This is a genomic window from Stenotrophomonas sp. GD03930 (genome assembly GCF_029839665.1).
GTDB lineage: Bacteria > Pseudomonadota > Gammaproteobacteria > Xanthomonadales > Xanthomonadaceae > Stenotrophomonas > Stenotrophomonas forensis.
Genome location: NZ_JAOCAV010000002.1, coordinates 958,583 through 978,612, shown reverse-complemented (window position 1 = coordinate 978,612; position 20,030 = coordinate 958,583). Strand labels below are relative to the sequence as shown.

Sequence of the window (20,030 nt, the reverse complement as noted above, 5' to 3'; positions counted from 1 at the left end):
TCAACGGCAGTCGAGCATGGCTCGACTCTACAGGGGGCGTGCATCTGCGTATCATTCGCATTTGATTTCCCGATGCCGGAGCCCCGCGTGACCCAACATTCCCCCATGCACCCGACCGGACGCCTGTTCGCAGTGGTCGCCTTCATCGAGGCCGTGACCTGGGCCGGCCTGCTCATCGGCATGTGGATGAAGTACGGCCCGATGGCCAACGTCGCACTGGTGAAACTGTTCGGCCCGCTGCATGGCGCGGCGTTCCTGGTCTACGTGGCGGTCACCCTGCTCGCGGCCGTGCGCCTGCGCTGGCCGTGGTGGGCCAGTGCGCTGGCGCTGCTGGCGGCCGGCCCGCCGCTGGTCACGCTGCCTCTGGAATGGTGGTTCAAGCGGCGTGGCCTGCTGGGCCTGCGCGCAACGCGCTGAAGCCACTGTTACACGCCCATTCAAGAGAATGGGTATCAAATGCAAATACGAGCCGTTATCATTTGAGGGCGGTGTCCGCCCCTTGAACGGGACGGACGCCGGGCGGGGCGCACAGGCGTACCCGGCGATCCTTCCCTGTTACGGCTGGTGTTCCATGCACGCACGTCCCGTCGTTCCCGGCTTGCCGGCGCTGGTCCTGGCAGCCCTGATCGGCACCATGGCGATGATGTCCTTCGTTGCCGTGATCGGTCCGGTGGTCCGCATGCTCGGCCTGTCCGAGTGGCACGCTGGACTGTCAGTCACGGCGGCGGGCGTGTTGTGGATGCTGGCTGCGCGCCCGTGGGGGCAGCTCAGCGACCGCATTGGCCGCAAGCGCGTGCTGATGCTGGCGATGAGTGCCTACACCGTGGTCTACATCGCGCTGGCGGTGTTCATCGATGTTGCTCTGCAGGCGGTGCCGCCGGTACTGGTGTCGGTGCTGGTGCTGGTGGGTGCACGCGGCCTGATCGGGCTGTTCTATGCGGCCGTCCCGCCCACGGCCGCCGCGCTGATCGCTGACAAGGCCCCGGCCGGACAGCGCGCCAGCTTCCTTGCCCGGCTGGGCAGCGCCAACGCCTTGGGCATGGTGCTGGGTCCGGCGGCCGCGGGTTGGCTGGCCTACACGAATCTGTCGCTGGCGCTGTATGTGGCCGCCGTGCTGCCGCTGCTGGCGCTGGCATTGCTGGCCTGGCGGCTGCCGGCCACGCCGCCGGTGGCGGGAGGCGGCGCGCAGCGCCGCGCGCCGATGCGCAGGCTCGACCCGCGCCTGCGCCTGCCGCAGTTGGCGGCGTTCATCGCGATGGTGTCGGTCACCATCGCGCAGGTCACGGTCGGCTTCTTCGCGATTGATCGATTGGGTCTGGATGCTGCAGCCGGCGCGCGCATGGCCGGCATCGCGCTCACCGCGGTCGGCGTCGGTCTGATCCTGGCGCAGGCGTTGGTGATGAAGCTGGACGTGCACCCGCGGCGCTGGATCATCCTCGGTGCACTGATCTCCGGTATTGGTTTCGCCTCCGTGGCGGGCGTACAGCACGCCTGGCAGTTGCCGGCGGCCTACGCGCTGGCGGCGTTCGGCATGGGCTTCGTGTTCCCCTCGTTCCAGGCGCTGGCCGCCGATGCCGTGGAGGCGCACGAGCAGGGCGCCGCCGCCGGCACCGTGGCGGCAGCGCAGGGCCTGGGCATGGTGGCCGGGCCGATGCTCGGCACGCTGTTGTATCGCGGCGGGCCGAGCCTGCCTTACCTGCTGGTCGGCGCGCTGCTGCTGTTGCTGTGCGCGCTGGCCGCAGCGCACCGGATGAAGGAGACCCCATGAGCGATTCCCTGATGCAGGGCGCGTGGCCCGAGGCTGCACCGGCGCTGTTGGAGAACAGCGACGACGCGTCGCTGTTCCTGCTGCAGCATGCTGGCCAGCATGTGCACGCGCGTGGCTGTCGGGCGACGCTGCCGAATGGCGCGCTGGCCAGCTTGGCCGGGCGCGTTGCCGAGTTCTTCGCGCAGCAGCGCGGCGGGCCGGGCCTGCTGGTCGGGGCGGTGCCGTTCGAGCCGCGTGCCGACGATGCGCTGTACCAGCCCGAGCGCCTGCTGCCGGCGTTGCCGCTGCAGCCACAGGTGGCACCCGCGCTGCAGGGCCCATTGCAGGCCGAGCCCGCAGCGCAGGACTATGCAGCCGCCGTTGCCGCGGCAGTGCAGGCGCTGCGCGCACCCGAACAGGACCTGCACAAGGTGGTGCTGGCGCGCAGCCTGTTGGCGCGTACCCGCAACGCGCTGTCACCGGAGGTGCTGCTGGCGCGCCTGGGCGCCGATCCTTCGGTGGCCACCTACGCGGTTCCGCTTCCGGTCGAACTGGGGCAGGCGCCCGCCTGGCTGGTCGGCGCAACGCCCGAGTTGTTGCTGCGCAAGCGTGGCGCGCAGCTGTTGTCGCATCCATTGGCCGGATCTGCACGCCGCAGTGCCGATCCTGCCGAAGACGAGCGCGCCGCGCAGGCATTGCTGGCCTCGACCAAGGATCATGACGAACACCGTCATGTGGTGGACGCGATCGTCGACGGCCTGGCGCCGTACTGCAGCCACATCGATGCGCAGCCGCGCCCGGCGCTGCATGCCACTGCCAGCATGTGGCACCTTGGCACGCGCATCCATGCCACCCTGAAGGACTCGCAGACCCCTGCAGCCGAGCTGCTCGCACAATTGCATCCGACACCGGCAGTCTGTGGCACGCCGCGCCTGGCTGCGCTGCAGCGCATCCGCGAGCTGGAGCCGGTGCCGCGCGGTTTCTATGCGGGCGCGGTCGGCTGGCTGGACGCACAGGGCGACGGCGACTGGTACGTGGCGATCCGCTGCGCGCGACTGCAGGGCACGCAGCTGCGCCTGTACGCAGGTGCCGGCATCGTCGCCGAGTCGCAGCCCGAGGCCGAAGTGGCCGAGACCGCAGCGAAGTTTGCTGCCCTGTTGAATGCGCTGGGCGTCCACGACACCGCGCCCGCGATCGAGCCTGCTGCATGAACACTTCTGATACTTCTTCCCGTATGCCACTGCGGCAGGTATGGCCTGATGACCTGGTGGCGCGCTACCGCGAGGCCGGTCACTGGCGTGGCGAAACCTTCCCGGCCTTCCTGCGCCGGCGCGCGGAATGCTATGCCGATGACATTGCCGTGGTCGCTGGCGACGTGCGCCTGAGCTATGCGCAGCTGTGGCACGAAGCCGGCCGTATCGGTGCCGGGCTGCTGGCACGGGGCCTGCAGCCGGGCGAGCGGGTGCTGGTGCAGCTGGGCAATACCGCCGGTTTCATCACCACGGTCTGTGGCCTGTTCCGCGCTGGCCTGGTGCCGGTGTATGCGTTGCCCGCGCATCGCATCACCGAGCTGGTGCACTTCGCCAACAAGGCCGAAGCCAGTGCCTACATCACCCCCGATCTGCACGACGGCTTCGATCATCGCGGGCTGGCGCGGGCATTGCAGGCCGACGTGCCGGCGATACGCACGGTGGTGATCGACGGCGATGCGCAGGAATTCATCGCGTTGGACGGGCTGCAGGGCGACCGCGCCCAGCTGCCGGCCGACCCGGACCCGCAGTCGGTGGCTTTCCTGCAGATCTCCGGTGGCAGCACCGGCCTGTCCAAGCTGATTCCGCGTACGCACGACGACTACATCTATTCGTTCCGTGCCAGCAACGCGATCTGCGGCATCGACCGCGACAGCGTGTACCTGGTCGCGCTGCCGGCCGCACACAACTTCCCGATGAGCTCGCCGGGGTTCTTCGGCGCGCTGTATGCCGGTGCCCGCGTGGTGCTCAGCCCCGGCCCCGGCCCGGACGCGGCGTTCCCGCTGATCGCCCGCGAACACGTGACCTGCTGTGGCCTGGTGCCGCCGCTGGCGTTGCTGTGGGCGCAGGCGGCGGCGACCACCGCGCATGACCTGTCCAGCCTGCAGGTGCTGCAGGTGGGAGGCGCCAAGCTGGTGCCCGAGGCCGCGCGGCGGGTGATCGACGGCCTGGGCTGCACGTTGCAGCAGGTGTTTGGCATGGCCGAAGGCCTGGTCAATTACACGCGGTTGGATGATCCGGAAGACCTGATCGTCGCCTGCCAGGGGCGGCCGATCAGTGCGGACGACGAAGTGCGCGTGGTCGACGACCACGACCAGCCGGTGGCCGAAGGAGAAGTCGGTCACCTGCTGACCCGCGGCCCGTACACCATTCGCGGCTACCACAACGATGCAGTGGCCAATGCACGCTCGTTCACCGACGACGGCTTCTACCGCACCGGTGACCGCGTGCAGCAGCTTCCGGGCGGCTACCTGGTGGTGCAGGGGCGCGCGGGTGACCACATCAACCGGGCCGGTGAGAAAATCTCCGCCGAAGAGATCGAAGATCATCTGCTGGCTCACCCGGGCGTGTTCGACGCCGCCGTGGTCTCCATTCCCGACGACTATCTCGGTGAGCGCAGCTGCGCGTTCGTGATCCAGCAGGGTGAGCCGATCAAGGCGCCAGCACTGAAAGCCTGGATGCGCACGCGCGGCCTGGCCGCGTTCAAGGTGCCGGACCAGGTTGTGTTCGTCGACAGTTTCGATACCACCGCGGTCGGCAAGATCAGCCGCCGCGAACTGCGCGCGCAGCTGCGCGCGCGTCATCTGCAACAGACAGGAGGAACGCGCTGATGGCGCTGCCCCGTATTACCGATTACCCCTTGCCGACCGCCGCCGAACTGCCGCAGGCCCGCGGCCCGTGGCGCCCGCAGCGCGATCGCATCGCACTGCTGGTGCACGACATGCAGCGCTACTTCCTCGCCGCGTTCGATGCCGGCAACGCGCCGCTGCGACCGGCCGTGGACAACATCGCGCGGCTGCTGGCGCATTGCCGTGCCCACGGCATTCCGGTGTTCTACACCGCCCAGCACGGTGACCAGGACCGTCGTGATCGCGGCCTGCAGGCCGACCTGTGGGGGCCGGGCATGCGCCGCAGTGCCGACCATGAGCCGATCATCGAAGCCGTCGCACCGCAGCCGGGCGAGCATGTGCTGGTGAAGCATCGCTACAGCGCTTTCCAGCGCAGCAACCTGGAAACGCTGATGCGGGTGCGCGGACGCGACCAGCTGCTGGTGACCGGTGTGTATGCGCATATCGGTTGCACGGCGACGGTGGTGGAAGCGTTCCAGCGCGACATCGAAGCTTTCATCGCCGCCGATGCCGTGGCGGATTTCTCGCGCGCCGACCACGATCAGGCGCTGCACTGGATCGCGCGCACCAGCGGTGTGCCGATGACGACCGACCAGCTGCTGGAGGCACTGTAATGATCGCTACGGGTGAGGTGCTGGACCTGGAGCGCATGCGTGCCGATGTGGCGCGGGTGCTGGACTGTGCACCGGCCGAGATCGGTGACGACGACAACCTGATCGACCTGGACCTGGATTCGATGCGCATGCTCGGACTGGTGCTGGCCTGGGGCAACACCGGGTTGCCGCTGGAGTTCTCGCAGCTGGCCGAACACACCACGCTGCGCCAGTGGTGGGGTGTGGTGCAGACGCTGCAGGCTGCGCAGCGCGCATGAGCGCGGCTGCGATGGCAACGCCGCGGGCGTTGACCGAGGCGCAGGCCGGGCTGTGGTTCGCACAGCGGCTGGCACCGGACAATCCGTCGTTCAATACCGCCCATGCGGTGTGGATCGACGGCCTGCTGGATGTGCCTGCGTTCGTGGCGGCGGCCAACCAGGCGGCGGTTGAAGCCGAGGCCTTCGCGCTGCGCTTTGCCGAAGGCACCGATGGGCAGCCATTGCAATGGCACGACCCGGCGCACGTGCCGCTGCTGTCGGTGCGTGATCTGTCGGGCGAGGCCGACCCGGTGTCGGAGGCGCGTGCGCTGATGCAGGCCGACCGGCTCAGCGCGGTCGATCCGACCCGCGACCGGATCAGTCAGCAGGTGTTGTTCGATCTGGGCGGGCAGCGCTGGGCCTGGTACCTGCGTGTGCATCACCTGGCCGCCGATGGCTATGGGATGGCGCTGTTCAGCGACCGTGTCTGCGCGCTGTACTCCGGCCGCGCGGGTGAGCCCTTGCCGGGATTGGCTGGGGTGCTGGCGGACGACGCGGCCTATCGCGCGGACGCACGTCGCGGGCTGGCCGGCCAGTGGTGGCGCGAGCAGCTGCAGGGGGCGCCTGCGGGCGTGGGCCTGGCGGGTACCGAGCCGGCCAGCGATGATGCGCTGCGCTGGGTGCAGCCGCTCGATGCCGCGTTCCGCGAGCAGCTGCTGCAGGCTTCGGCGCGCTGGCTGCAACCCTGGCCGGATGTGCTGGCCGCGCTGTCGGCCGAGTACCTGCGGCGGATGAGCGCGGCCGACGAAGTGGTGGTGGGCGTGCCCTTCATGGGGCGGCTCGGCAACGCATCGGCGCGCGTGCCGGCGATGGTGATGAACGTGCTGCCGCTGCGTGTCGCGGCGGGCGAGGGCAGTGTCGAGGCGTTTAGCCGGGCACTGGGCCGGCAACTCAGCCAGGGCCGAAAGCACGGCCGCTATCGTGGCGAGCAGTTGCGCCGTGACCTGGGCCTGGTGGGCGCGCAGCAACGGCTGCACGGTCCGCTGGTGAATGTGCAGCCGTTCTACGCGCCGCTGGTGTTGCCCGGTGTGCAGGCGACGCTGGAGGTGCTGTGCACCGGGCCGGTCGACGATCTGACGCTGGGCTACCGTGGCGATGGCCAGCGTGTTCTGGATCTGGAGATTGAAGCCAATCCCGCGCTGTACCGCCGCGAGGACGTGCAGGCGCATGCCGCGCGCCTGCTGCATTTCGTGTCGGCGGCGCTGGACGCTGACGACATTGCGACGGTGCCGCTGGCCACGGCCGACGAAGCCCAGCAGGTGGTGCACGGCTTCAATGCCACTGCACATGGGCTGCCGCAGACCACGCTGGTTGAGCTGCTGCAGCAGGGCATGGACCGCGATCCGCAGGCGACCGCATTGGTGTTCGGCGATTCCGAGCTGGACCACGCCACGCTGGAGGCGCGCAGCTTTGCGCTGGCCGCCCAGCTGCGCGCGATGGGCGTCGGCCCGGGCAGCGTGGTGGTGGTGGCGTTGCCACGCTCGCTGGAACTGGTGATTGCGCTGGTGGCCGTGTTGCGTGCGGGAGCCGCGTACCTGCCGCTGGACCTGGCCCATCCTGACGAACGCCTGGCGCGCATCCTGGCCTCGGCGCAGCCGGCGTGCGTGCTGGCGGCGGCGGATGTGTCGGCGCGGATGTCCAGGGTGCCGGTGCTCGCACCGGAACAATGGACCGCACTGAGCTTCGCCGCGCCGTGGGCCGATCCGGCACCGCACGATGCGGCCTACGTGATCTACACCTCCGGTTCGACCGGCGAACCCAAGGGCGTGGTCATCGAGCACCGCGCCATCGTCAACCGCCTGCTGTGGATGCGCGAGCACTACGGCATGCAGGCCGACGACCGCGTGCTGCAGAAGACGCCGGCGACCTTCGATGTTTCGGTCTGGGAATTCTTCCTGCCGCTGCTGTGTGGGGCCACGCTGGTGATTGCCGGGCCGGACGCGCATCGTGATCCGACCGAGCTGGCACGGCTGATCCGCGCGCATGACATCACCACGGCGCACTTCGTGCCGTCGATGCTCGATGCCTTCCTGGCCGCACCGGCCTCCGAAGGCCTGCAGCTGCGTCGCGTGTTCACCAGTGGCGAGGCGCTGGACGCTTCGCTGCGCGACCGCTTCCATGCACGCGTGCGCGCCGAACTGCACAACCTGTATGGCCCGACTGAAGCGGCGGTGGACGTGAGCTACTGGCCTGCGTCGGCGCAGGACCGTTCACGGCCGGTGCCGATCGGTTTCCCGGTCTGGAATACCCGCCTGTATGTGCTGGACGCGCAGATGCAGCCGCTGCCGGTGGGCGTGCCAGGTGATCTCTACCTCGGTGGCGTGCAGCTGGCACGTGGCTACCTTGGCCGCGATGACCTGACCACCGAGCGCTTCCTTGCCGATCCATTCCTACATGGCGAACGCATCTATCGCACCGGCGATGTGGCGCGCTGGCGCGACGATGGTGCGGTCGAGTACCTCGGCCGCAGCGACCACCAGGTGAAGTTGCGCGGCCTGCGCATCGAGCTGGGCGAGATCGAGGCGGCGCTGCGCGAGCTGGCGGGCTTGGAGCGCGTGGAAGTGCTGCTGCGCCAGGACGCGCCCGGCGATGCCCGGCTGGTGGCCTACGTGCCATCCGCGCTGGCCGATGCCAGCGCACTGCGCAGCCATCTGGCCACGCGCGTGCCGGATTACATGGTGCCGTCGGCATTTGTTGGCGTCGATCACTGGCCGGTGACCGCCAACGGCAAGCTGGACCGCAATGCGTTGCCGAAGCCGCCGCAGCAGGACGTGGGCGGACTGGCGCCGCGCACGCCACTGGAGCAGGAACTGGCCGGCTTGTTCGCGCAGGCGTTGGGCCGCGAGGCACCGGTGGCAGTGGATGCGGACTTCTTCAGCCTCGGCGGCGACTCGCTGTCGGCGGTGCACCTGCTGCTGGCCATCGAACAGCGCTGGCGCTGCGATCTCGGCCTGGGTGCCCTGTTCGCCCAGCCAACCGTGGCCGCGTTGGCGACGCGCATCGCTGAACCACCGGCACTGGCCGACCACGCGTTGGGGCCGGTCATTGCCTTGGCCGCCACCGATGCCACCGGGCCTGGACCGCTGTTCGTGCTGCATCCGGCCGGTGGCATTGCATGGAACTATCGGGCCTTGGCCAGGGCGCTGCAGCCGGCACGTGCGGTGTACGGCCTTCAGTCTCCCGCGCTGGATGCAGGCGAACCGATGCCGTCCAGCATCGAAGCGATGGCCAACGACTACGTGCGCCGCATCGTGACGTTGCAGCCGCAGGGTCCGGTGCACCTGCTGGGCTGGTCGGTGGGCGGTATCCTCGCCCAGGCGATGGCGGTACGCCTGCATGAGATCGGCCGTGAGGTGGGTGAGCTGGTACTGCTGGATGCCTACCCCAGCGAGTGCTGGCGCACCGAACCGGAGCCTGACCCGATTGCCGCGCTGCGCGCACTGCTGGCGATCGCCGGCCATGACCCGGAGGCGCATCCGGAGCTGGACAACCGCGAACGCATCCTTGCATTCCTGCGGCGAGGCGGCAGTGCGCTGGGCAGTCTGCCGGACGTGGTGCTGGACGGCGTGGTGCGTGCGGTGACCGGCACCAATCGATTGATCCGCGAACACATCCACCGGCCGTTCGACGGCACCCTGGTACATGTGCGCGCCGGTCGTGATCACCAGGCACGCCCGCAGCTGCGGGCGGCGCTGTGGCGGGCGCACGCACGCAAGGTGCAGGCGCTGGAGCTGCCGTTCCTGCACGCCGAACTGACTGGGCGTGACGCGGTGGCACAGTTGGCACCGTGGCTGTCGGCGCGGCTGCGCCACTGGGATGAGCAACAGGAGATCGCAACATGCAGTTGACCGGCTTTGAAGGCCGCGTGGCCCTGGTGACCGGCGCGGCCGGTGGCATCGGTGAAGCGCTGGTACGGTTCCTGGCAGCGGCTGGCTGCACGGTGGTGGCCACCGATCGCGAGGCGCCACGTGTGGATGACGCGGGCGTGCACGCGTTTTCGCTCGATGTGACCGACAGCGTGGCGGTGGACGCACTCGTGGATCGGGTGGAAGCCAGCCTCGGGCCGATCGGCCTGGCCGCAAGCGTGGCCGGGGTGCTGCACGTGGGCGAAGTCGCCGGGACCACCGATGCCGACTGGCGCCGGGTATTCTCGGTGAACGCCGATGGCGTGTTCCATGTCGGGCGTGCACTGGCGCGGGTGATGTCGCCACGCCGGCAGGGTGCGATTGTCACTGTCAGTTCGAATGCGGCGGGCGTGCCGCGGCATGGCATGGCCGCCTATGCGGCATCCAAGGCTGCCGCCACGATGTTCACCCGTTGCCTTGGGCTGGAGCTGGCGCCGCTCGGTATCCGCTGCAACATCGTCGCCCCGGGTTCAACACTGACCCCGATGCAGACCGGCATGTGGCAGGACGAGCGCGGTGCGGAGCGGGTGATCGCCGGCAGCCTGGAGACCTACAAGGCGGGCATTCCGCTGCGCAAGCTGGCCACGCCCGACGACATCGCGCATGCGGTGATGTTCCTGCTGTCCGAACAGGCCGGACACGTGGCGATGAGCGACCTGTACGTGGACGGCGGCGCCACCCTGCGCGGGTGAGCTCCGGTGGCCGCTGGCCGGCAACCCATAATCCCTGGTAGTGCCGGCCGCTGGCCGGCAACCTCATTCAACTTCAGACATCCCCCAACACCCGTCGAGGCGAGATCTGACGTTCAACACCCACTGATCGCTCCACTATGGGGCATGAGCAGCCATCGCCTCCGCCTGGGCCGTCGCTCGATCATCGGCCAGGTCTACGTTCTGACAACTACCACGCATCAGCGCTGCCGGCTCTTTGAAAGCGAAGCTGCAGCAGCATGTGTAATCGACCAGTTCCATTACATCGAACAGCGTGGACTTGTGCAGTCACTCGCATGGGTCGTCATGCCGGATCACGTCCACTGGATGTTCGAGCTGCGCGCAGCTCACCTCCCAGACATTGCACGCCGAATGAAGTCGTCGAGTGCGCTTGCGCTGAATCGCCTGGCGGGCCGTCGAAGTACGGTATGGCAGCCTGGCTACTTCGATCATGCAGTGAGGGCTGAGGAGTCGCTCACGCGGCAGGCTTTGTACATCCTCGGGAATCCGGTGCGCGCTGGTCTTTCTGGGCAGGTTGGCGAGTATCCCTATGCGTGGTCGGTTTGGTCGTGATGCCGGCCAGCGGCCGGCACTACCCGTTGCGTTGAGGGCTGAGGAGTCGCTCACGCGGCAGGCTTTGTACATCCTCGGGAATCCGGTGCGCGCTGGTCTTTCTGGGCAGATTGGCGAGTATCCCTATGCGTGGTCGGCCTGGTCGTGATGCCGGCCAGCGGCCGGCACTAGCAGGATTTCGCACATGGCACCTGCTGTCAGGGCAGGGTCAGGCGGTAGACCAGCACGCGGTTGTCGTTGTCGTAGGGGCTGTCACAGGCCTCGCCCTGCATGCGGCAGTGGCGGGCGATGAAGTCGTTGTCGTTGCCGATCAACAGCAGCACGTCGTTCGGGTGCTGTGGGTCCAGTGCCGGCACTACGTCCATGGCTTCCCACTTCTCCGACAGCAGGCCAGCATGCGGGCCGCGCTTCGTGTCCAGGTCCAGCCCGGCGCGCGCAAGCTGCGGGCGATCGAGCAGGTTCAGCAGCTCGTCGCTGCGCGCAGGCACGATGCCGGCCTTCAACGTGGTGTCCGCCGCGTCGGCCAGTACCGAGGTGGTGCCGGTTTCGTAGGTGCTGCCGGCCAGGTTGCTGGCAGCAGACACATCCACCAGCAGCACCGACTTGTAGACGATGGGGTCGTCACCGTCCTTGCCGAGGCCGTTGCCATCACGGGCCAGTAGAAGGAAGCGGTGGGCGTCCAGTACGCGCAGTTCGCTCTGCGCAGCGGTGCGGTCGAGCTTGCCCTTGCCGTCGTGCGCGTACGCGGGCAAAGCCATCACGTAATGGCCGATCGGCTGCTGTGGCGTCGGTGAGGTCGTCACGTCATAGACCAGCACGCGGGTGTTGATGCGTCCGGCCGCATTGCCCTGCGCGCTGTCCTGCAGCGTCGCGCTCTGCAGTGCCACGAACAGGCGGCTGCCATCGGGCGACAAGCCCATGCCTTCCACGCCCTGGTTGTTGCGCCGACCGGTCTGCGGCGGCACCAGAGAACCAAAGGCCGGCTTGCCATCGCGCTGCGGCCGTATCGCGGGCGGCGCCACGATCACGCCCTGCAGCTGGCCCTTCGCATCGAAGTAGTAGACGTTGGCGGTGTACTCATCGCCGATGTAGAAATGACCGTTGGCGGTGAACTGCAGCGATTCCGCATCCAGCGACACCTTGCCCACACCGGCGCCGCTGGCGGGCGAGGGCAGCACCACGTCGCGCTGGATGATGGTGTGGTCGCCCGGGTCGGCACCTGTGAAGGGGTGCCCGTTGAAGTCCTTCAGCACCACGCCCTTGTCGGGCACCATGATCAGCGTGCCCAGCGCACCGGGCTTGCCCGGGGTGGTGTCGATGCGCAGCTGCATGCGCTCCACGCGGCCGGCGTAGTCGTAGAACAGGCCGGCCTCGGGATCGTTGCGGCCGCGGTCGGGCAGTGTCCAGAGCACGCCTTCGTAGCCCTTGGTGGTGCGCTTCCAGGTGCCGGGCTGCACCGCCAGCGAAGAGAACGAGCCCAGCGTGTCGCCGAGGAAGTCCACCGTGCCCGCCGGCAGCCGCCCGGCGGCGACCAGGCCTTTATCCACGTAAGTACGACCGCCCAACTGCAGGGTGCGTGGCGGCGCACCACTGGCCTCATGTGGGGCGGAGTATCCGCTGGCGGAGAGGGTGGCCAGCAGCATGGCGGTCGCGAGCATCGGTGGACTCCGGGCGGTCGATCAGAAGCGAAGGTCGATCGTACCGAACACCTGGCGCGGTGCCGAGGCATGGAACACATACAGCTTGCCGGCCGGGTCGCTGGGCGCGAACACGCTCGAATCCAGGTTGCTGGCGTAACGCTTGTTGGTCAGGTTGGTCACGTTGAACGACAGGCGCATGCCCTTGGCGAAACCGACCTGGCCGAAGTCATAGCCACCGGCCAGGTCGAACACGGTGAAGCCACCGAAGCCCTGGTCGTTGGTGTAGGTGTAGAAGCGCTCGCCGGTGTACTTGCCACGCAGGCTGGCAAACCAGCCGTTGTCACGCCAGGTGATTTCGGTGGCCAGCAGCTGCTTGGGCGTATCGGTCTGGATCTTGCCTTTGATCTGCTGCTCGACGCCGGCCTGCACGTAGTTGGAGGCATAGGTCGAACGGTTCAGCGAGGCCGAGGTGTACCAGCTGAAATGCGCGTTCGGGGTCCACAGCACGGTCAGCTCGGCACCACGGCTGTCGACGCCGCCGACGTTGTAGAAGCGATTGCCGCAGGTCGGGCCGACCGGCTGCCGCGAGTCACAGGGGTTGTACTGCAGCAGGCGGTTGTCGAAGCGCACGCTGTAGGCCGCGACCGAGGCCTGCAGGGTATCGGTGACGAAGCGGTAGCCGGCTTCCAGAGAACGGGATTCCTCCGGCTTCAGGTTGCCCTGCGCATTCCAGGTCGCTTGGCTGACCGCTTGCGGACCGAGCTTGAAGCCGCCCTGGAACATGGCGATGTTCTCGGCATAGCTGGCGAAGACTTCATGGTGCTCGGCCAGGCGGAAGTTGGCGCCGATGCTGGGCAGGAAATTCTTGCTGGCCTTCAACGAACCGGTGGCGAACTGGTTGTTGGAGGTCGGCGAGATCGGCGTCTTCGCGTCGCCCGGCAGTGCCTGTGCATCGGAGGTGGCGTGCGGGCTCTTGGCGCCGAACTCCAGGGTCAGGCGGTCATCGAGCAGGCGCCAGGTGTCCTTCAGGAAGAACTGATGGGTCTTCCAGCTCGTGCGCTGGGCGAACACGCCGACATCGGAGGGCAGGGTGTTCATGCCGCTCAGGTCACGCGGGCCATCCACGGCGGTCTGGTAGCGCTCGGCGCTGCTGGTGTTGCGCTCGTACCAGACGCCACCTTCGATGCGGTGCGGACCCAGCTCCCAGTCGAAGGACAGCGTGCCGCCATCGCGGTCGATGGTGTAGATGGTGTTGCGGAAGATGATCGGAATTTCCTGTGCGGTGCCCTTGTTCGACCAGGCGCCACTGTTCCAGTTGTGGCCTTCGCCGCGGTCATCATGGTGGTAGGCCAGCGCGCGCAGGCTGAAGCCATCGGCCAGGAAGAAGTCACCGGCCAGGTAGTACAGGTTGTCGTCACGCAGGATCTGCCCGGCGGTGAAGGCACCGTCGGCATCCTTGTCCGGGCCGCTGCTGTCGCACTTCTTCGCGTTGAAACTGGCCGTGTTGCAGTAGGCCTTGGCCACCGCCTTGTTCCAGTCCGGTGCGTAGCCGCCCCAGTCCCAGCCGAGACCGCGCGACATCTCATCCTTGGACAGGTAGAAGTAGTCGGCCTGGGTGGTGCGTGAGGTATCGACGAAACCGGTGATCTGGCCACGTTCGAAGTTCCACACACCCTTGGCATTGAACTGCTTGGTAGTGGATTTATTGTAGGCGGTCTGGTCGTTCCATAGATCGGAGACGGCATTCATCCCGGAGACGTAGCCGGAGAAACCGTTGTACTCGCCGCTGTCCACGCGCACGAAGGTGCGGCGGTTGGCATCGCTGCCGAAGGTCTGCACCACGCGGCCGCCGAGTTCCTGGGCCGGGCGGTCGGAGGTATAGGAAATCGTGCCGCCGAGGTTGCTGGTGGACGGCGTACCGAGGCTGCCGATACCCACCGCCAGTTCCGCACCGTCCATGTTCTCGCTGATCAGCGCACGGTTGATGGTCAGGCCGTTGTAGTTGTTGTACGCGCCATCGCCCAGCGGCACGCCGTCGAGCGTGTAACCGAGACGGGTGGAGTTGAAGCCGCGCAGGCTCAGCGTCATCGACTGCTCGTTGGTGCCCAGCGCATCGGCCGACTGCGCGTTGACGCCCGGCAGCAGGTTCAGGGTCTTCTGCAGGCTGGTACCCGGCGGCAGGATGTCGAGGTTCTCGCGGGTGATGCGCTGCACCTGGCGCGCTTCACCACTGCCGATCACCGAGACCGCATCGAGGTTGGTGGCGGAGGGCGTGCTGGAGGTCGGGGCAGCATCCTGCGCCCAGGCCGCGGGAGCGAGCGCGATCGACAGCGCAGCGGCCAACAAAGTCTTCGTCATGTTGCGGACACTCAGGCAGGCACGAGCCACCGCGTCGGCGCGGAGCTCATGGGGTTGAGAAGGGGAGACAGCCGATGCGACCGGCGGGCGCTGCAGGCGCCGTGGGTCAACGTGAAAATGGTGCGCTAGACAGATGACTGTCTGGTGACATGTTCAGTTGTTGTGAGGCGCTCTGCGGGGTGGGTAGTGCCGGCCGCTGGCCGGCAGCTACATGGACCCATCGGGCAATGTGCAGTTGCCGGCCAGCGGCCGGCACTACCAATCGGTGTTCAACGCGGCTTGCGCGTGCGCTTCGGCTTCGCGGTATCACCGCCGCTGGCGGTGCCGTCCTGCAGTGCCTGCAACCAGGACAAGGTGTCCACGTAGTCGATAAAATGGCGCAGGTAGCCGGGGCTGGTCGACTGCATCGTGTCCAGCATGCGCTGCACCAGTACCGCCGAGTTCAGCGGGCCGCCGTCGGCCGGGGCCTCGGTGCGCAATGAGCGACGCACCTGCAGTTGGCTGCGCAGTTCCGACCACTCGCGCTGCACCTGCTGCAGCATCGGCACCTGCGGGTAATGCGGCAGCGAGCGCGATCCCGCATCGAGGTCGCGCACCAGCGCACGGAGGCTGTCTTGTGCGGGTGGCTTACTTGGCATCCGGGGCCTTGGGCTTGGGAATCGGCGCGATTTCCACGCGCCGGTTGCGCGCGCGTCCATCTTCGCTCGCGTTGGAACTGACCGGCTGCTCGCTGCCGAATGCGGCGGCAAACACCGCATCGGCGGGCACGCCGTCGGCGATCAGGGTGCGGGTCACGGTCAGCGAACGCTGTGCGGACAGCTCCCAGTTGTCGGCGAAACGGCGGTTGCCTTCACGCACCGGCGCGTCATCGGTGAAGCCGCTGACCATCAGGATTTCTTCGCGGCTGCCCAGGTAGGCGGCCAAAGGCGCGGCCAGGCTGCGCAGCAGCTCCTGGCCTTCCGGCTGCAGCTGGTCGGAGTTCAGTGCGAACAGCACGCTGCCACTGATGCCGATGCGGCCATCGACCAGGGTTACACGGCCGGCCGCCAACGGGCCGGCCAGCGCCTGTTCCAGCGTCTGCAGGCGCTTGGCCTCAGCCTGGCGCTGCTTCACTTCCTGGTCCAGCCGCTGCGACAGCTCCAGCTGCACCGCGACCACTCCGACCAGGATCAGCACGAACGCGCCCAGCAGCACCGACATCAGGTCGCCGAAGGCGGCCCAGATCGGGGCGTGCGAGCCGCCGTCGACCTCCAGTTCGTCACTCATGCGCTGCCGGCCTTGCTGCGGCGAGCGACCAGTTGCTGCAGTTCTTCCATCACCTGCTTCTGCGACAGCAGGCTGAGATCGACCACCTCGCGCGCCTGCGCCACGTAGTAGGCCAGCTGCTCGTCGCTGCGGGCCAGCGAGGCATCCAGTGCACCACCAATCTGTTCCAAGCGGCCGGACAGCTCGGTGGAAGCGCTTCCGAACTGCGCGACCGCTTCGCCGAACGTGCCGGCCAACTGGCCAACGTCACTGGCGCTGCCGCTGAGGGCTGCTGCAATGCCATCCAGCTTGCCGGTCTCGGCGGCGATATGGTCGGTGAAGCGGTTGCCGACGCGTTCCAGCAGCTCGGCCGAGCCGCCCACCAGTGCGTCCACCGCGGTGCGCTGTTCGTGCGAGGCGTGGTTGATCGCATCCAGCAGGGTCTGCACGGTGGCCAGCAGGCGGCCGCGCTCTTCCAGCATCGCGTTGTCGCGCACCAGGCTCTCGGAGAGCGTGCTGCGCAACTCGTTGATGACGTCTGCAGCGGCCTTCGGCGCGGCGGCGGCGGTCTGCAGCAGGGTGGAGACTTCCGCCAGCGTGGCGCTGGCCTGGGCGCGGCCGTTCTCGCCAATCTGCTGCGCGGTGGCCGCCAGCGTGTCGCAGACCTGCTGCTGCTGCGCGGCCAGGTGTTCGCCGTTGGCCTGCAGGCGCTCGGCCAGATCGGTGGAGACGTGCTGCAGGGCATCGCTCCAACGCTGCAGGCGCTGTTCGTCACCAGCCTGCAATTGCGCCTGCAGGGTGGCGTGCGCTTGCTGCAGTTCGGCACTGACCGCGTCCCAACGCGCCTGGCGCTGCTGCTCGCGGCTGTCCAGGCTGGCCTGCAGTTCGGCGTGCGCGGTGGCGGCGGTCGCCTGCGCGGCCTGCCAATCCTGGGAACGCTGGTTTTCATGCTCCTGCAGCAAGGACTGGCTGGCAGCATGGCGCTGGTCCAGTGCTTGCAGCAGTGCCTCGGCGCGCGCGTCCAGATGCTCGCTGGCGGCCAGCAGTGCCTGCTGCTGGCGTTCGACCAGCGCGGTATTCAGTGCCTGCTGCTGTTCGGCGGCGGCGCGCCAGGCGTCGGCATTGCTGCTGGCATCGGCTTGCAGGCGCTCGCCGATGCGTGTCACCAGCGCTTCGGCGTGCGTGCCCTGGCCATCGCTGAAGGCCTGCAGGTGCTGGCGCAGGTCGCTCACCAGCGCCTGCTGTGCCTGGGTCTGCTCGCTCACCACCTTGGCCCAGCTGGCTTCGGTGGCAACGCGGCTGCGCTCGAAACCGTCGCTGAGACCGGCCAGCTGCTGCTGCACCGCCTGCTCGACACGGGCATGCAGCGCCTGGCCATGCTGGGCCAGGCCGGCCAGGGTGGTCTCGGCCATCGGCTGCAGCGCGCCACCGATGGCGGCGGCGCTGGCTTCGGCACCTTCGCGCAGCGACTGTTGCAGCGACACGGCCAGACGCTCCTGCAGGGCCTGGCTCTGGGTCAGGAACTCGGCCTGGCCGGCCAGCAGGCGTTCATTGGCGGCGGTGCTGTGCTGTTCAAACGTCTGGGTCATCGCCTGCAGGCGGTCGACCAGTGCCGGCAACGCAGCGGACTGCGCCTGCAGCAGGCGCAGCGATTCGGCGCGCTGCCAGGCCTGCGAGTACGGGTGCAGGTCACCGGCAATGGCGCGGTCCAGCTGCTGCACGGCCTGCAGGCGGTCACGACGCAGCAGGGCAGCCAGCAGGCCAAGCATGGCCGAACTGGCAACACCGGCGATCGAGGTGCCGAACGCCACCGCCAGGCCCTGCACCGGCGAGGCCAGCGAGCCACGAATGGCGGCCATGTCGGTCGCGCTCTGCAGCGCAAGGCCGGTGCCGCGCAGGGTATCCATCATGCCCAGCAGGGTGCCGAGCATGCCCAGCAGCACCAGCAGGCCGACCAGGTACGGGGTCAGCACCGGCGCAGGCAGGGCGGTGCGTTCGCCTTCCACGCGCAGGCGCACGGCGTTGCGCAGGCCCACCGGCACGCGCTCCAGCCACGGGGCCAGGCTTTCCTTCGCGCTGGACAGGTCGCTCAGCGCAGTGCGCAGGCCGTTGCTGGCCTGGCGGTAGCGGTACAGCTCGACGCCACCGGCGATGTAGCAGGCGGCGATGATCGCGGCCACCGCTGCCCCCAACGGATGCACCGAAACGTAGCCAATGCCGATCCAGCACACGGCCAGCAGGCCGACAAGGAAAACAACGACATGGAAAGCAGTTCTGGACATGGTGTTCCGGTCAGTGGGAGCGCAGGGCGTCTTGCAGCCCTTCGATCGGGTGGAAGCGCAGCTGCAGCTCGGCGAGCAGCAGGGTGCGCATGTCATGGCGGAAGGCCGCGCGCCAGCCCGGCTGGCCGTGCACGCGTTCAAAGCGGGCGCCGAGCACCGCCGGCGCAGTGGCCAGCAGGCTGTGCTCGCGCGGAGTGAGCGTCTGTTCCATCACCGCGTCGACCTCGGCCAGCCGTGCCAGCTCGGGCGAAACCTGTACCAGCTGGTCGCGCAGGCGGCCGCGCAGGCGCCCGGTGGCGGTCTGGATGGCCTGCTGCAGCACCCGGTAGCGCTGGCGCAGCGAGGCGAAATTGGGTGCGGCGGCGGCTTCGGCCAGGTCGAGCAGGCGCTCGGCCTCGGCATCCTCGCGGATCGAGGCCAGCAGACTGGCATGGGCCTGGGCGCAGTCGGCCAGCACATCCTCGACTGCTTCGGCGGCCTCGCCCGGCTCGGGCAGGCGCCCGCCGAGGGCTCCTGACAGGGCCACGGCACGGCTCCAGTCCACCCACTGGCCGAGGCGATCGGTCAGGGCGGGACTGCTGGCCGGCATCGCGCCGTCGCTGAGACGGGCGAGCAGGCGGAGGAATTCCGGTCCACCCAGGACCGGCTGCGCTGCGTTCGCCATCAAGGGGTGAGGGGCCAAAAACCGTTGATTTTACAACCAGATGACCCCGGCTGGATGAAGGCGGGGCAGGGGGAGGGGACCCGCAGGCGCGACAAGGCTTAGAATGACCGGCTGCACCCACCCGTTCGACCCTGGAGTTCCCCAATGACTGTTGCGCAGTTCTATCCGATCGGCACCCCCGGACAGCCCTGGGGCGACGCCGAACGCGCACAGTGGCGGGCCCGCCAGCAGCGCCAGCGCAGCTACCACGACGATGTGGTGGCCGCCCTCGAGCGCCTGGATGACGGCATCTTCGATGTGATCCAGTACGGCCAGCTGGACTACGCCCCGGACCACTATCCGCTGTTCGCGGTGGTCAACCATGACTGGAACCCGGCACTGCCGGCCGCGCTGATCACCGGCGGCGTGCATGGCTACGAGACCAGCGGCGTGCATGGCGCCCTGCAGTTCCTGGAACAGCAGGCCGAGCGTTACCTGGGCCGGCTGAACCTGATCGTGGCGCCGTGCGTCAGTCCGTGGGGCTACGAGCGCATCCAGCGCTGGAACCCGGATGCCATCGACCCGAACCGCAGCTTCCGTGACGGCGGCCAGATCGAGGAAGCCGCCGCGCTGATGCGCTGGGTGGCCGAGCGCAAGCCGAGCCTGCTGGTGCACCTGGACCTGCACGAGACCACCGACAGCGACCTGCACGAGTTCGATCCGGCCCGTTGCGCCCGCGACGGCAAGCCGTTCGAGCGCGACACCATTCCGGACGGCTTCTACGTGATCGGCAACAGCGAAGATCCGCAGGCCGAATTCCAGAAGGCGCTGATCGCCGCGGTTGCGCCGGTCACCCACATCGCCCCGGCCGATGCCGAGGGCAATCTGGTCGGCCTGCCGTTGCAGTCGCCGGGCGTGGTCTGGGGTGAATCGCGTTCGATCGGCGCTTGCGCCGGCTTCACCGACGCGCGCTTTGCCACCACCACCGAGGTCTACCCGGACAGCCCGCGCACCAACCCGCAGGAATGCAACGACGCGCAGGTGGCGGCGGTGTGTGCGGGCCTGGATTTTGCCCTGACCACGCAGTAAGACATCCGCCCAGGGGCGCGCCGGGTCATGCCCGGCGGGTCAGGCGTGAC

16 protein-coding genes and 1 pseudogene are annotated in these 20,030 nt (G+C 68.3%); 11 read left to right on the top strand and 6 right to left on the bottom strand.

The features are described 5' to 3' along the window. Positions 1 to 105 precede the first annotated feature (105 nt). The 10 genes and pseudogenes from N5C18_RS15075 to N5C18_RS15030 all read left to right on the top strand — a co-directional run. Positions 106 to 417: a DUF3817 domain-containing protein gene (locus N5C18_RS15075; protein ID WP_279945054.1), complete on the top strand. Its 312-nt coding sequence runs from the start codon at positions 106 to 108 to the stop codon at positions 415 to 417. Positions 418 to 571: 154 nt separating this feature from the next. After that, a complete protein-coding gene (locus N5C18_RS15070; protein WP_053449962.1) occupies positions 572 to 1,768 on the top strand; it encodes an MFS transporter in 1,197 nt (398 codons plus the stop codon). Continuing rightward, positions 1,765 to 2,958 carry an isochorismate synthase gene (locus N5C18_RS15065; RefSeq protein WP_279944959.1) on the top strand — a complete coding sequence of 398 codons (1,194 nt, stop codon included), beginning with the start codon at positions 1,765 to 1,767 and terminating at the stop codon, positions 2,956 to 2,958. The genes N5C18_RS15070 and N5C18_RS15065 overlap by 4 nt, the downstream gene beginning before the upstream one ends. Next, on the top strand, positions 2,955 to 4,607 hold the full coding sequence (locus N5C18_RS15060; protein WP_279944957.1) for an AMP-binding protein: 1,653 nt from the start codon (positions 2,955 to 2,957) through the stop codon (positions 4,605 to 4,607). The genes N5C18_RS15065 and N5C18_RS15060 overlap by 4 nt, the downstream gene beginning before the upstream one ends. Beyond that, positions 4,607 to 5,239: an isochorismatase family protein gene (locus tag N5C18_RS15055; protein ID WP_279944955.1), complete on the top strand. Its 633-nt coding sequence runs from the start codon at positions 4,607 to 4,609 to the stop codon at positions 5,237 to 5,239. Before N5C18_RS15060 ends, N5C18_RS15055 begins: the two co-directional genes overlap by 1 nt. After that, positions 5,239 to 5,496: a phosphopantetheine-binding protein gene (locus tag N5C18_RS15050; protein ID WP_006449827.1), complete on the top strand. Its 258-nt coding sequence runs from the start codon at positions 5,239 to 5,241 to the stop codon at positions 5,494 to 5,496. The genes N5C18_RS15055 and N5C18_RS15050 overlap by 1 nt, the downstream gene beginning before the upstream one ends. Continuing rightward, complete coding sequence (locus N5C18_RS15045; protein ID WP_279944953.1) at positions 5,493 to 9,383, top strand: amino acid adenylation domain-containing protein; 3,891 nt, start codon at positions 5,493 to 5,495, stop codon at positions 9,381 to 9,383. Before N5C18_RS15050 ends, N5C18_RS15045 begins: the two co-directional genes overlap by 4 nt. Next, a complete protein-coding gene (locus tag N5C18_RS15040; RefSeq protein ID WP_279944951.1) occupies positions 9,374 to 10,132 on the top strand; it encodes a 2,3-dihydro-2,3-dihydroxybenzoate dehydrogenase in 759 nt (252 codons plus the stop codon). The genes N5C18_RS15045 and N5C18_RS15040 overlap by 10 nt, the downstream gene beginning before the upstream one ends. A 144-nt stretch (positions 10,133 to 10,276) precedes the next feature. Then, positions 10,277 to 10,723 (top strand): transposase, encoded by a 447-nt coding sequence (locus tag N5C18_RS15035; RefSeq protein ID WP_279935256.1) that lies wholly within the window; start codon positions 10,277 to 10,279, stop codon positions 10,721 to 10,723. Between the two features lie 28 nt (positions 10,724 to 10,751). Beyond that, positions 10,752 to 10,871, top strand: a pseudogene (locus N5C18_RS15030) (transposase); the annotation flags it as partial. Positions 10,872 to 10,920: 49 nt separating this feature from the next. On the opposite strand, the gene N5C18_RS15025 reads toward N5C18_RS15030, so the two are convergent. The 6 genes from N5C18_RS15025 to N5C18_RS15000 form a co-directional block, all read right to left on the bottom strand. Beyond that, positions 10,921 to 12,381 carry an esterase-like activity of phytase family protein gene (locus N5C18_RS15025; protein ID WP_279944950.1) on the bottom strand — a complete coding sequence of 487 codons (1,461 nt, stop codon included), beginning with the start codon at positions 12,379 to 12,381 and terminating at the stop codon, positions 10,921 to 10,923. Positions 12,382 to 12,402: 21 nt separating this feature from the next. After that, complete coding sequence (locus tag N5C18_RS15020) at positions 12,403 to 14,721, bottom strand: TonB-dependent receptor (protein WP_279944949.1); 2,319 nt, start codon at positions 14,719 to 14,721, stop codon at positions 12,403 to 12,405. A gap of 269 nt (positions 14,722 to 14,990) precedes the next feature. After that, positions 14,991 to 15,359, bottom strand: coding sequence for a DUF2894 domain-containing protein (locus N5C18_RS15015; RefSeq protein ID WP_164241188.1), 369 nt, complete (start codon positions 15,357 to 15,359; stop codon positions 14,991 to 14,993). Continuing rightward, the gene (locus N5C18_RS15010) at positions 15,349 to 15,987 is read right to left on the bottom strand and encodes an OmpA family protein (protein ID WP_006449800.1); all 639 of its coding nucleotides are present in this window, start codon (positions 15,985 to 15,987) and stop codon (positions 15,349 to 15,351) included. Before N5C18_RS15010 ends, N5C18_RS15015 begins: the two co-directional genes overlap by 11 nt. Beyond that, complete coding sequence (locus N5C18_RS15005; protein ID WP_279944947.1) at positions 15,984 to 18,248, bottom strand: DUF802 domain-containing protein; 2,265 nt, start codon at positions 18,246 to 18,248, stop codon at positions 15,984 to 15,986. Before N5C18_RS15005 ends, N5C18_RS15010 begins: the two co-directional genes overlap by 4 nt. A gap of 10 nt (positions 18,249 to 18,258) precedes the next feature. Further along, complete coding sequence (locus tag N5C18_RS15000) at positions 18,259 to 18,912, bottom strand: DUF3348 family protein (protein ID WP_053509891.1); 654 nt, start codon at positions 18,910 to 18,912, stop codon at positions 18,259 to 18,261. Positions 18,913 to 19,056: 144 nt separating this feature from the next. On the opposite strand from N5C18_RS15000, the gene N5C18_RS14995 reads away from it, so the two are divergent. Continuing rightward, entirely contained in the window at positions 19,057 to 19,980 is a 924-nt protein-coding gene (locus tag N5C18_RS14995) for a M14 family metallocarboxypeptidase (protein WP_279944944.1), read from the top strand. Positions 19,981 to 20,030: the final 50 nt, after the last annotated feature.